14 protein-coding genes and 2 pseudogenes are annotated in these 12,228 nt (G+C 59.1%); 6 read left to right on the top strand and 10 right to left on the bottom strand.

Annotation, left to right across the window (positions count from 1 at the left end; genetic code table 11):
* Positions 1-7: 7 nt before the first annotated feature.
* The 4 genes from yidD to GRF63_RS03775 all read right to left on the bottom strand — a co-directional run bounded on the left by yidD (position 8) and on the right by GRF63_RS03775 (position 1,722).
* Positions 8-235, bottom strand: coding sequence for a membrane protein insertion efficiency factor YidD (yidD, locus tag GRF63_RS03790; protein ID WP_160484637.1), 228 nt, complete (start codon positions 233-235; stop codon positions 8-10).
* Positions 232-612: a ribonuclease P protein component gene (rnpA, locus tag GRF63_RS03785; protein WP_160484636.1), complete on the bottom strand. Its 381-nt coding sequence runs from the start codon at positions 610-612 to the stop codon at positions 232-234. The genes yidD and rnpA overlap by 4 nt, the downstream gene beginning before the upstream one ends.
* A 160-nt stretch (positions 613-772) precedes the next feature.
* Positions 773-907 carry a 50S ribosomal protein L34 gene (rpmH, locus tag GRF63_RS03780; RefSeq protein WP_160484635.1) on the bottom strand — a complete coding sequence of 45 codons (135 nt, stop codon included), beginning with the start codon at positions 905-907 and terminating at the stop codon, positions 773-775.
* 68 nt (positions 908-975) lie between these two features.
* Positions 976-1,722: an alpha/beta hydrolase gene (locus GRF63_RS03775; protein WP_160484634.1), complete on the bottom strand. Its 747-nt coding sequence runs from the start codon at positions 1,720-1,722 to the stop codon at positions 976-978.
* Between the two features lie 115 nt (positions 1,723-1,837).
* On the opposite strand from GRF63_RS03775, the pseudogene GRF63_RS03770 reads away from it, so the two are divergent.
* Positions 1,838-2,473, top strand: a pseudogene (locus tag GRF63_RS03770) (magnesium chelatase domain-containing protein); the annotation flags it as partial.
* 55 nt (positions 2,474-2,528) lie between these two features.
* Complete coding sequence (locus GRF63_RS03765) at positions 2,529-4,139, top strand: recombinase family protein (protein ID WP_160484633.1); 1,611 nt, start codon at positions 2,529-2,531, stop codon at positions 4,137-4,139.
* A gap of 179 nt (positions 4,140-4,318) precedes the next feature.
* Here GRF63_RS03765 and GRF63_RS16640 read toward each other — a convergent pair whose 3' ends face one another.
* The 3 genes and pseudogenes from GRF63_RS16640 to GRF63_RS16495 form a co-directional block, all read right to left on the bottom strand.
* Positions 4,319-4,447, bottom strand: coding sequence for a hypothetical protein (locus tag GRF63_RS16640; protein WP_272914641.1), 129 nt, complete (start codon positions 4,445-4,447; stop codon positions 4,319-4,321).
* A gap of 94 nt (positions 4,448-4,541) precedes the next feature.
* Positions 4,542-5,051, bottom strand: coding sequence for a PilZ domain-containing protein (locus GRF63_RS03760; RefSeq protein WP_160484632.1), 510 nt, complete (start codon positions 5,049-5,051; stop codon positions 4,542-4,544).
* A gap of 205 nt (positions 5,052-5,256) precedes the next feature.
* Positions 5,257-5,376, bottom strand: a pseudogene (locus GRF63_RS16495) (integrase); the annotation flags it as partial.
* Between the two features lie 224 nt (positions 5,377-5,600).
* On the opposite strand from GRF63_RS16495, the gene GRF63_RS03755 reads away from it, so the two are divergent.
* The 4 genes from GRF63_RS03755 to GRF63_RS03740 are packed head-to-tail and all read left to right on the top strand — an operon-like array spanning position 5,601 to position 9,455.
* The gene (locus tag GRF63_RS03755; RefSeq protein WP_237392268.1) at positions 5,601-5,993 is read left to right on the top strand and encodes a response regulator transcription factor; all 393 of its coding nucleotides are present in this window, start codon (positions 5,601-5,603) and stop codon (positions 5,991-5,993) included.
* Between the two features lie 2 nt (positions 5,994-5,995).
* Positions 5,996-7,000 carry a YaiO family outer membrane beta-barrel protein gene (locus GRF63_RS03750; protein WP_160484631.1) on the top strand — a complete coding sequence of 335 codons (1,005 nt, stop codon included), beginning with the start codon at positions 5,996-5,998 and terminating at the stop codon, positions 6,998-7,000.
* Positions 6,997-8,022, top strand: a complete 1,026-nt coding sequence (locus GRF63_RS03745; RefSeq protein ID WP_160484630.1) for a HEAT repeat domain-containing protein — start codon at positions 6,997-6,999, stop codon at positions 8,020-8,022. The genes GRF63_RS03750 and GRF63_RS03745 overlap by 4 nt, the downstream gene beginning before the upstream one ends.
* Entirely contained in the window at positions 8,019-9,455 is a 1,437-nt protein-coding gene (locus tag GRF63_RS03740; protein ID WP_202131557.1) for a glycosyltransferase family 2 protein, read from the top strand. The genes GRF63_RS03745 and GRF63_RS03740 overlap by 4 nt, the downstream gene beginning before the upstream one ends.
* On the opposite strand, the gene GRF63_RS03735 is transcribed toward GRF63_RS03740, so the two are convergent.
* From GRF63_RS03735 to GRF63_RS03725, 3 genes are read right to left on the bottom strand one after another with little or no spacing between them, the layout of a single operon-like run.
* A complete protein-coding gene (locus tag GRF63_RS03735; protein WP_160484629.1) occupies positions 9,452-9,727 on the bottom strand; it encodes an Hpt domain-containing protein in 276 nt (91 codons plus the stop codon). The two genes, GRF63_RS03740 and GRF63_RS03735, sit on opposite strands and share 4 nt — an antisense overlap.
* Positions 9,724-10,086, bottom strand: a complete 363-nt coding sequence (locus GRF63_RS03730; RefSeq protein ID WP_160484628.1) for a response regulator — start codon at positions 10,084-10,086, stop codon at positions 9,724-9,726. The genes GRF63_RS03735 and GRF63_RS03730 overlap by 4 nt, the downstream gene beginning before the upstream one ends.
* The gene (locus GRF63_RS03725) at positions 10,083-12,227 is read right to left on the bottom strand and encodes an ATP-binding protein (protein WP_160484627.1); all 2,145 of its coding nucleotides are present in this window, start codon (positions 12,225-12,227) and stop codon (positions 10,083-10,085) included. Before GRF63_RS03725 ends, GRF63_RS03730 begins: the two co-directional genes overlap by 4 nt.
* Position 12,228 lies beyond the last annotated feature (1 nt).

Raw genomic sequence — 12,228 nt, 5'->3', positions numbered from 1 at the left:
GTCGCGTTTAATTGTTATGCGGTGTTTCGGGCACGGGATCATGCCCGTGTCCCCCCCAGGGATTGCAGCGCAATATACGCTTGGTGGCCAACCATCCACCCCTGATTACACCATGTTTTTCCAGCGCCTGAATCGCATAGGCGCTGCACGATGGCTGGAACCGGCAGGTGGGCGGCAGGATGCGGCTGGGGCCGAGTTGCCAGCCGCGGGCAATCAGGATCAGCAGCCTTTTCATCGCGGACGCGGCTTGCTGCCGCGGCGTGGACGGCGGGCCGGATCGCCCTTGCCCTCTGCTGCCTGCTTGAGAACAATGGAAAGTTCCTTGCCCATTTGCGCAAAATCCCGGTCACGCCCACCTTCGCGGCCGATCAGCACGTGATCGTGATCCGGCAGGCCATGCTCTGGCAATGCGCCGCGCAACAATTCTCGAAACCGCCGCTTCATGCGATTGCGCACCACGGCGTTGCCAATCTTCTTGGTCACGGTGATGCCAAATCGCACGCCCTGCCCATCATTGGGCCGCGTCAATAGGACAAAGCCGGGCCGAGCATTGCGCAGGCCGCGATTCGCCGCAAGGAAATCGGCGCGCCGGGTGAGGACTGAAATAGTCATGGTGTGTTATATAAGGATAACACCCAGCCTCGTGAAGATAGCAGACGCGAAAACGGGCTCCGCAAGGAGCCCGCAAGGCCAAATGGCCGCCCGCAACGGGCGCAGCTTTGCTGCGCGCATAGCGAGGATGCTCGCCCGCAAGGGGCGAGCGCGAAGCGAATCAGGCAGAAAGCTTGTTGCGACCGCGACGACGGCGGTTGCGCAGAATCTTGCGGCCACCCGGAGTAGCCTTGCGGGCGAAGAAACCGTGGCGACGAGCACGCACGAGATTGCTCGGCTGAAAAGTGCGCTTCATGGTACAAACCTTCAGATCAGAATAAAAACGGCCGCCAATCGAGAGGCGGCCCCACATGGAACGCGCGGTTACTGAAGGATCGGCTCGAAGTCAAGATATGCCATCGCCGCAACCGCTTCCGATTGCCCGGCATCCTGCGAGCCTGCCCCAACCCATTTGCGCATCTCACTTCCGGTAAGCCACAAGACATCATCGAAAGGAACCGAATTCGTCATGGCATAGAATTCGCGCGCTTGCGATTCGTTCATGCCCATTTCAACGTAATATTCCAGATAACGGCGGTGTTCGGGCGCATCGGGCGGATAATCTTCCGCGCCGCGTCCCCAATCGTCCATCCATCCGTGCACGGCAAACTGGCTATCCGGCGAAATCTCCCGCAGCGTACCGGCAATGAACAATTCCACCGCGCCCGATCGGACAGAGCCGCCCCGCTGCGCGCGCGTGGCGATGCCGCGTTCGCGAATCATCCGGCCCAGCGCCAGATTGGCGCGATCGTCATGTGTGCCGGGTGCCTCCACGAATTCGAGCGTGTCGATGGCGGGAAATGCCTCCAGCATGGCAGTAAACTGCGCAGGCGATGCTGCATCGGTGATGCCCACCAGGGCAACCGTACTATCGTCGATCACCCGGAACGGACCATAGGCTGCGATGGCGGACTGCTCTGCCTGCTGCTGCAGCGGGGAGACATAGCGCGAGGCGGTCGTCTCCACCGTCACCCATTCCTCCACTACTGTTACAGTTTGCGCGGCGGCGGGTGCGGCAAGGCCGGCGGCAAGCGCGGCAAGCAAGGTCATCACGGGCTTCATCTGCCGCATTGTGACGGATCCAGGCTGCCGCTTTGCCAACACAAAGGGTTGCGATGGAGTTAATGACGAATGCTCTCGACTTGGCCCAACTACGCGTTATCACGCGGAAAAACGGGGATTAACATTGGTAGCATTGGTTCAGACGGTCGCGTATCTCGGGCTGGAGGCGCGCACAGTGGAAGTGCAGTGCCAATTGGCCGCCGGAATGCCGCGCTTTACCGTGGTTGGCCTGGCGGACAAGGCCGTGGCCGAAAGCCGGGAACGGGTGCAATCGGCGCTGGCGGCAATGGGCCTTTCGCTCCCGCCAAAGCGGATCACCGTAAACCTCTCACCCGCCGATCTGCCCAAGGAGGGCAGCCATTACGACTTGCCGATTGCGCTGGCCCTGCTGGGCGCGATGGGCGTGGTAGACCCTGAGGAATTGAGCGAATGGCTCGCCGTCGGAGAGCTGGCGCTGGACGGGCGCGTGGCGGCATCTCCCGGCGTGCTGCTGGCCGCGCTGCACGCCAGCGAGAACGATCTTGGCCTGATCTGCCCTGCCGCGCAGGGGCCGGAGGCGCGCTGGGCCAGCGGTGTGCGCGTGTGCGCCGCGCCCAATCTGGTAGACCTGCTGGCGCATCTTTCCGGCAAACAGGAATTGCCGGAACCTCAGCCCGGAGAAGTCGAGGAAGGCAACCAGGGGCCGGACCTGAAGCGGGTGAAGGGGCAGGAAACCGCCAAGCGCGCGCTGGAGATTGCCGCCGCTGGCGGTCACAACCTTTTCAATTAAGATACCCCTACACCTCGATCGACATTTTCGATAAGTCCGGAGAACGATGGACTGCGTAATATATATCCGCTGGTCGAGCTCGGAACAGAGCAAGGGCTCGAGTCTGGAACGTCAGCGAGAGGATTGTCGACGGCACGCTGCGGATCATGGCTGGACAGTCTTGGAGGAGCTGTTGGACGACGGGATCAGCGCGTTCAAGGGAGAGCACGCATCTACCGGATCCCTTGGAGCCTTCGTGAGGGATGTGGAAGCCGGGCGCTACCCAGATGGAGTGGTCCTGCTTTGCGAAAAGCTGGACCGCCTCTCGCGCCAGGAGCCTGGCCGGGTCTTCATTTGGATGATGAACCTCACCGAAGCCGGGGTCGTGGTCGCGACCGTCGACGGTGCGCGGCGCTACAGCAAAGGCGCGTTCGACATGGCTTCCATCATCGAGGTCGTGGTGAAGGCCCAGTTGAGTCACGAGGAGAGCGAGAAAAAGAGTCAACGGCTCGCTGCGGCCTGGGCAGCGAAACGCCGCAGATTGAACGCGGGCGAGAAGTTCGTGATGACGCGGCGAGCACCCGCTTGGCTCGAGGTCGTTGGTGCTCCGCCCGTCTTCATTCCATTGCCAGATCGCGCCGCGATCATCCGCCGTATCTTCGAGGAGACGGTCGCGGGCTTTGGGAAAAATCATATCGCGAAGAACCTCAACCTCGACGGTGTACCACCATTCGGGAGGGCCGATGCCTGGCATGCGAGCTATGTGCAGAAGATCCTGCGGAATCCTGCAGTCGTCGGCGAGCTCCATACTGCCCGCAAGGCGCGCGGATCGAAGCGGCAGGCCACGGGCGAGGTGATATTGGATTACTACCCGAGCGTCGTAGACGCGGACCTCCATCGACGGGCCATGGCGGCCATGGCCGAGCGCTCTCGCAAATACACGGGGCGCGGTCGGCGTTTAGTGAATCTGTTTTCTGGTCTCGCCCGGTGCGGGATCTGTGGGTCGATGATGACCTTTCGCAGCAAGGGACGCAAGCAGCGGGCTGACGGTACATGGGTGAATGAGGATTACCTCGTCTGCGATGGATACCAGCGTGGAAAGGGTTGCACCAACGGCGTCCACTTCAACTACGCCGTATGGGAAGAGGGCATTCTCGATCCGATAATCCACGAGGCGCTTCGCTATGACCGCTCCGCAACACAGTCCGATGTCCGCGCTCTCGAAATCGAAGTGGCTCGACTCGAACGGGTGTGGGGCGTCGCGAAGGCGAAGGCGGATGCGGCTCTACGGCTAGCGGTCGAAACGAACAGGAACGAAGCGCAGAACCTCTGGACCGAGCTCGCGAGCCTTTCCGATGCCGCTGGCGAAGAATTGGATGATGCACGTGATCGCCTGCTCGCTCTCGTGCATCTGCCAAGCGCGGAAGAACAACAGAAGCGGGTGAGCGAGCTTCGCTCTTCCTTGGATCATGAGGATGAGACAATACGGTTCGTAGCGCGCTCCAAGGTCATGGCGGCGACCCATGCACTCATCGACCGGCTCACCTTCTTCGGACCCGATCCGCTCGGAGTCGAAATGGAGGTCGCCGGAGAACGTTTGATCGACGTGTCGTATGACGAGGTTCACCGGAGCACACAGTGGTCGATGCAGCGCATCGACGGCATGCCCTTTACCTGAGCCCAAAAAACTACCGGCTTTGAATTTTTTGCGTTGGGCTTTTTTGCCACTGAGCGAAGCAGGTATCGACTTCGGGAAAGCGGCTTCCCTGAATTGGCGGATTTCATAGCCGATAGATGAAATCATCCGCTTGGCGAATGTTTCACCCTAAAACCGACAGTCGCAAAACCACCCTAATTTCAGACATTCAATTCGTTAGCCAATTTCGCCAAAAGTGGATTGGCAGCTTTTGCTGTCACAATGCCCAAAGCGGAATTTTTGCTAACGACCCGAAGGCCGGCATTAAGGAGATTGGAAAGTTTGGCCATCTAAGAGTCTCGAATTTTCTCCTGCAGAATTGCCCAATCCTGCAGGAGACAGTCCTCAAGAACTTGAGCTGGAACTCGCGTGTCGTCAGGCGAACTAGCGTAGGCTTTGCTCTTGGCGGATATTATCGAGAACAGCCGGGTAGAGTGGGTTCTCGAACATTATGCCGATGAAGTTGTCGCGCCGCCACCTGATTACTCCGCCAATGGGTCCTACCGTTCCTATTTTGACCGTCACGAGAGACCCTGGCCTTGTTGATGTAAGGTCTTGCACCCTACAACCACGCGTTGAAAGATCGAAAATCGTGACCTCGCGGCTGCCGCTCGATCCATACAATCGGCCAATCACCGAAACATCGTATCTCGGCTCATCTCGATCTATCTGAACTGCCTGCTGAGCAGGTGACCCATTTAAGGGTTCATTCGTTCGTCCTGCTCCCTTCCCGGGATTTTGGGCGGGCTGAATAACAGGATGAAGCTCATTGAATAACTTCTCGGCGACCATCCAGAAATTTTGTTCACTGCCGAGATTCACTGCTGGCTTTCCGTCCAACCAACATGCCCACACTTCTCCGTTTTTTGAAACCAAGAAGGGGTCATCATTCATCACGGATTGTCATATCAGCCTAGAAGAACGTCGATAGGAGAGCGCGGACGCTAAGCGCTGTTAGCTTGAGCCACCTAAACAGTGGCAGGGGTGCATTTCAACACAAATTCAACGAGGTGTCCGCTTTCCAGCCCAATTTCAGACCTCCCTTCAAGCGAGGCAAATCTCCAAAGCGATCGGCCGTCGGTGGCCGACTGCCCAATGGTCAGATTTCGGTGCGCTCTGCCAAAGGAAATGCGTCTTCGACATCAACGCCGAGATAACGGACCGTGTTCTCGATTGGTGTGACCAGCAAAATTTGGATCGCATGGATGTTTCCAGTGGCCGGACAGATCGCGGCATTAACTTGTCAAGGCGAGTGTGTTCCGTTTGCAGACTTTCCGCTTTTTGGGAGGCAGGTGGTGCAAAGCCGCCGTTCGAAAAATTGCGCGATTTCGAACAAAGGAGAGAGGTTGTCATGGATCACCGCGCAAAAAATAAAGCCATCGTAACTCTCTACCAGCTCGACGCTTTAAGAGAAAACTAACCATATAAGCAGTATCACTTCCAATGGATTTTTCTATCTGGGCTGCCATGAACACGATACTAATCGCCGACGACGAACCCCTGATGAGGGAGCTTCTGGAATTCCGCCTGGCCCAGCGCGATTATCACCCGGTCACCGCTGCCGACGGTCGCGAAGCGCTTGCCCGTCTTGAGGATTCGTCGCCCGACGCGGTGGTTCTTGATGCCATGATGCCAGTGCACGATGGGTTCGAGGTGCTAAGACGAATGCGTAGTTCACCCCGACATGCAAATACGCCGGTAATCATGCTGACCGCCCGGCGGGGGGAAAAGGACATTCTCGAGGCTCTGGAAATTGGTGTCAATGACTATCTCGTGAAGCCTTTCATGCCCGAGGAATTGCTCGCGCGTCTCGCGCGCTTGCTAAAGGACAAGTGACTTTGCGCACGCTCCTGGCAGGAATGCTTCTCGCTTCGCTAGCGAACGCTTCGGCATTTGCTCAAGACACCCTTTACGACCGCGCTATTACTGCGCGCCAAGCGGACGATCCGGCGCTCGCGGCATCGCTTCTCGAGAACTGGCTTGCGGAGAATCCCTACGATGTAGATGCGCTCGTCCAGTACGGCTATGCACTGCTGGCGTTAGGGAAAATCGAAGAAGCGGAATCCGCTTTCCAGAAAGTTCTCCGACAGGCTCCGGAATACGCCGACGCAGCGCAAGGCCTAGGTCTTGTCGCGGCGCGCCGAGAGACCGAGCAAGCGGCGCGGCGCGGTTTCCTTCTCGTCGAAGGGGCCTTGAGCAATACCGGCGGTGGGCAGGATGACTGGCAGGAGCTTGGGATGCTCGCGTCCATTCCGGTCGGCGCCCACACAACCCTCGACCTTAGCGGAACCTGGTATCGGCGCTTCGGAACTGAAAATGTGGAGCTTGGCATACTTGGTACCCACAGGGCGACGGAGAACCTGTGGCTGAGGGCTGGAGCATCGATCACGCCGAATGCGGATTTCCGCCCGGCCACTGGCATATCGGCAGGCCTTGATTTCAGGGTCGCTTCCGGCACCGTCGCCAGTTTCGATAGCAGTTGGCAAAGCTACTCCGTGCAAGACGTCTGGACCGCGAGACCGGGCATTACACAGTATTTCGGCGGCGGTCGCTTCGCTGCGTCCCTGCATGGTCGCGTTGTCGCGGCTGATGGCGCAGATGCGCAGATCGGGGGGGCCTTGCGTGCAGACTATATACCAACCGAAAGTACCCGATTGTTCATCGGTGCAACGACCGGGCCAGACACTGATCTCGGGGTAGTCCGCGATACCACCAGCATCTTTGCAGGTGGAGAATTGCTGCTTACGCAGAATATCTCGCTCACCGGAAGTGTTGCGCAAGAGTGGCGAGAGAATGGATTTGACCGGACCGAGGGACGTATCGGGGTCAAAATTTCGCTGTGACCACGCTGCGTGCTCTTTGGGAGGTTTCCCTCGCGCTGTGCGTGCTGGCCATGCTCGCGCTGTTGGTCTTGTTGCTGGCGCGGGTGCTATCTGCGCGGTTATTCGACCGCACCAGCGCGGTGCGACAGCGACTTTTGCCGCTTCTGCTTGACGGCGACCCCGCCGAACTGGAGCCGCTCAGGAAGGGCGAACTGCAGGCGGCTGCCGACCTGACGGTGGAGATCGCGGAGATGACGAGGGGCAGTGAACGCGAAGCCTTGCTCGCGCGCGCAACAGCGCTGGGCGTAACCGATCTGCTGATTGGTCGGCTGCGTTCGCGCAAAGCCCAGTCACGCCTTAATGCGGTTGAAGCCCTTTCGATGTTCGAGGGTTCGCATGACTATGTGATCAATGCACTGGGCGACCGCAATCCGGATGTCAGGCTGGGTGCAGCCCTGGCTTTGGCCCAGCACGCAAACGCACCTGCACCGATCGATATCGTGAACAAGCTAAATGAAAGTGCGGAGGAAAATTCCCTGCTGCTGGTTTCGCTAATGGTCGATCTTGCCGAGACCAATTCGGATGCCGTCGCTGGCTTGCTGTTCGAAGAGGACCTGTCACACCGCGTCAAGGTTGCGGCGATGGATGCCCTTTCGCAGCGCGGCGGCGAATATGCACCGTTGCTTGCCTACATGGCACGCGGTTCAGGCAATGAACCAGAACTGCAACCCCGGATATTCAGGGCTTTGGGCCGCACCGGTCACCCCGCGGGGGCGGAGGCAATCATGGAGGGGATGGCTAGCGATAACTGGATAGTGCGCGCCGCCGCAGCCGAAGCGGTGGGCAAAACGCGTCTTGTTGCGGCAGCGGATCGGCTGTCCACACTACTCAATGATCCGCACTATTGGGTGCGCTACCGCGCCAGCGAAGCCTTGCTGCGAATAGGAACGCGCGGCGTTTCCGTCCTTCGAGAAGCTACCCGGAGCGAGGACCCGGTCGTCCGTTCGGCTGCTTTAAAAATGTTGGCAGAGGGTCGCGCATGACTTTGGACTTCGCCATTTTAGACCCTGCAGAGTGGATGGTCGCGTCGGCCGAGGCGATTGCTCTGGTGGTAATCGTTGCGGGACTGCTGCAGATCGTCTTCTACTTCGTGCTGCTGCTCTATGCAGGCGCTGCGCTGGGAACACGGCCGCCGGTGCCGCGCAGTGCTACACTATGGCGGCGTTACTCTGATCAGGCTCCGGCCATTTCCGTGCTGGCCCCTGCTTTCAATGAAGAACTGACTATCGTGGAAAGCACGCGCAGCTTGCTGGCGCTGCAATATCCCGATTTCGAGGTGATTGTGATCAACGACGGGTCGAAGGACGGCACGCTGGACCGTCTCGTTTCCGAATTCGGTCTGGAACAGGTGGACCGCTTCGTCGATCGCAGCGTCGAGCACGCCCCGATCCGTGGTTTCTACGCGTCGCCGCGTCTGCCCCGCCTGTTGCTCGTGGACAAGGAAAACGGCGGCAAAGCCGACGCCTTGAATGCGGGGATAAATTGCAGCCGCACCGCGCTCTTCTGCGCCATTGACGCAGATTCCATACTTGAATCCGACGCCTTGCTGCGGGTTGTCCGGCCCTTTATCGATGAGCCCGACCTGACGATAGCCGCAGGGGGGACGATCCGTATTGCCAACGGCTGCAAGGTCGATTCTGGGCGCATCAGCGATATCAAGCTACCCCGCAACTTTCTCGCCTTGGTGCAGATCGTCGAATATTTGCGCGCCTTCCTGATGGCGCGGGTCGGCCTTGGCAGGATGCAGGCGCTCACGGTCATTTCCGGCGCTTTTGGCCTGTTCCGCCGACGTCAGGTTGTCGAGGTCGGAGGCTACAGCCACGGCACGGTGGGCGAGGATATGGAACTAGTGCTAAAGCTCCATCGCCTGATGCGCGAAGCCAAAAGGGATTACCGGATCGATTTCATTGCCGAGCCGGTCTGCTGGACCGAATGTCCCGACACGCTGTCGGTGCTGGGCCGTCAACGCGCCCGGTGGCAACGGGGTGCGCTGGAATGCTTCGTCAAGCACAAGGACATGCTGTTCAATCCGCGATACGGTCGGATCGGCATCGTCGGCTTCGGTCATATCCTTCTGGTCGATGTTCTCGGGCCGTTGCTGGAAGTGCTGGGCTATATTCTCGTGCCCCTTCTCTGGGCCCTGGGACTGCTGGCGCTGCCTTGGTTGCTCGCCTTCCTGGCGGTTACGTTCATGTTCGGCGTCTCTCTCTCGATCGCAACGCTCGTGCTGGAAGAGATACAGCTGCGCCGATTCCCAAAGGCACGCGAACTGGCCGTGCTGGCGATAATCGCGGTGCTTGAGAACTTTGGCTACCGACAGCTTTCGAACCTCTGGCGTCTCCAGGGCTGGTGGCAATTCATTCGCAAGCAACAAAGCTGGGGAACGATGACCCGCAAGGGCTTCTCGACAAGCTAGGTTTCGAGACCGCGGAGCAATGCAGACAGCAGTTCCGATGCGGCGAGGTAGTCTCCATCGATCTTGACTACCTCTTCCAGCCATGCAGCGGCTTCGCCGATCTCTGACTGCCCGAACATTCCCGCAATACCTGCTAGCCTATGCGCCTGGCTGGCGATTGCCTCCCGGTCGTCGGCGGCAACTGCGGCTCGCAGCGCAGCCTCGTGTTCGCCGGCTCGAGCCGCAAAGCGCGCCGCCATTTGCGCCATCCTGATTTCCAGTTCTGCGCTCATCCAATCAGCTCGCGAACCTTGGACGAGAGCGTCATCGGGTCGAAGGGCTTTGCGATAACGCCTACGGCATCCATGGTGGAAAAGTTCTGCAATTCGCTTCGCTGGGCGCGCGCGGTCACAAAAATTACTGGCAGGTTCTCAAAGCGTGCGTCCTGCCTGAGATGCGTCAGCAAGGTCGGCCCATCCATCTCCGGCATCATCACATCGAGCAGCGCCACATCGGGCATCCAATCCTCGATCAAGGCCAGGGCCGCCGAACCCGACGCCGCAGTTCGCACATGGAACTGGGGATCGAGCTCCAGCGCCATCTCGGCGATCTCGCGGATGTCGGGTTCATCGTCGATGTAAAGGATGTTCATCGCTGGGACTCCTGCCGGCGCCTCATGAAGAGATCGATCGTTGCCTCGACGAGATCGTCGACTGACGCCCGACTCTTGATCAAGGCCCGGTCAGCCACGCCGGCTTGGGCGCTATCATCGAATGCCGTGAAGAACAGCAAGGGCAATTCGGGTAACCTCTCACGCAGTTCCTTGGCGAAATCAGCACCGCTCTCTTCATCCAGCGAGACATCGATAATCGCCGCTGCCAGATCCTTAGAAGCAATCGCGGCGCGAGCCTCGCCCACGCTTTGGACGGAGACGACCCGTGCCTTGCCAGCAAACGTGCTGGCGACAACTGTCAGCGTATCGTCGTCATCATCCAGATGCAGCACAAGTGGCAGGTTTTCATCGGTCTCTGGCGCGGCGCCAACGTGCTGTTCCCTGGCGAGAGGAATATCGACATAGAAGACACTACCACCACCGTCGCGGTCAGCGAAGCCTACCTCGCCTCCATGGTGCCGCGCGATCTCGCGTGTGATCGATAGGCCAAGGCCAGTACCTCCCTTCACTCGCGAATTGGAGGCGTCTGCCATGGCGAACTTGCCGAAGATGCGGTCTCGGAAATCCACCGGAACCCCGGCTCCCCTGTCTCGCACTTCGATGCGCGCGTAACGACTGTGCATATCGCCGACAATCTCCACCTTTCCGCTAGGGGGCGAATGTTTGATGGCATTGGAAACGAGGTTTGTGATCAGTTGCTCGAGACGGTCAGGATCGCCCATGATGCATTGTGGCCAAGGCGGTAAAATTAGCTCAAGGTCCACATCGTGCTTCTGCGCAAAAGCAGCCATTGCGTCCTCGGTACGGCGCAGCAACGGAGCCACCTGCATTCGTCGGATATCGAACTCCATCTTGCCGGATTCGATCTTCTCGATGTCGAGGATGTCGTTGATAAGGCGGATGAGGCGTTCACAGTTGGCATGAGCAATGCCGATCAATCTGCGCGTCTTTTCCTCCAGCGGGCCCGCAGCGCCCCCCATCACAAGGCCGAGCGATCCGGCGATGGAGGTTAGCGGCGTGCGCGGTTCATGGCTCACGGTTGAGACAAACTCGTCCTTCATTCTCTCGGCTCTCTTGCGATGAGAAATATCGCGGATCGAGGCGACGTATTGCGGTTCCCCTTCTTGCTCTAGACCGCGGGCCACGCGGCTGATGGCGACTTCGGTCTCGAATGTCGTTCCATCCGCATGACGTCCGATGAATTCCTGTCTGCACCCGGCACCGTTCTCTCCGGCCGTACCAACCGTCGAAAGCCAAGCTTGCGATTCAGATAAGGAGTAGTCGGTATCCACGAGAACAAGATTGTTGCGACCTAGCAGCTCCTTCTCGGCATAGCCGAACATGCGGCTGATGCTCGGGTTCATCCGCAGGATGTTTCCCTTGGCATTGAGCCACAGCATGCCATCCACCCCGCCATCGAACATCGCCTTCTGCCGCTTCGCCAATCGCTCCACTTGCGTCATGGCCTTTCGGCGTTCTCGAGAAGATGAGAAGATTAGCAGCGAGGCAATCGCTAGCAGGACGGCAATACCGACCAGCAGCATTGTGACGGTTCTTTCAACGTCGCGGCGCAAGATAGCGCCCGCCTCGGTTGATACCGTGAGCGCATTCGCCTCCTCGGCATCCATTCTGGCAATGAGCAAACGGATTTCGCCCATTGTCAGACGCCCTCGTCCGCTTGTAATCAACTGGCTCGCCTCTTCGACATTGCCGCTGCGCACGTCCTGCACGTTTCGGGCAGCTATCTTCAGCTTGGTGTTCGACAGCGCCAGCAATTCGTCCAGCTGGGCAAGCCGGGCGGCGTCGGCATCTGCCCGCAGCCTTGCAAACAGGGAGTCTCGCCTGGGAACTGCGGCACTATAAGGTTCGAGGAAATCCGGGTCACCCGATAGTACGTAGCCGCGAACCGCTGTTTCCACATCGAGATGCAAGGTCAGGAATTGGGAGAGCAGAGAACGCGTCTCAACTGTCCGTTCTGACGTGACGCGATAATCGCGCACTTCCTCGAACTCACCCAGCAGGAGGAAGTGCACCCCCAGAAGCGAGAGAGGAACGAGAAAGAAGGCCGAGGCGAGAAGGAATCGGCTTAGACTGGGAGAGACAGGGCGAAGCGCGGACATA

The sequence above is a fragment of the Aurantiacibacter rhizosphaerae genome, assembly GCF_009807005.1.
GTDB lineage: Bacteria > Pseudomonadota > Alphaproteobacteria > Sphingomonadales > Sphingomonadaceae > Alteraurantiacibacter > Alteraurantiacibacter rhizosphaerae.
The sequence above is the reverse complement of the archived record's forward strand: the minus strand, read 5'-3'. Positions and strand labels throughout refer to the sequence as shown.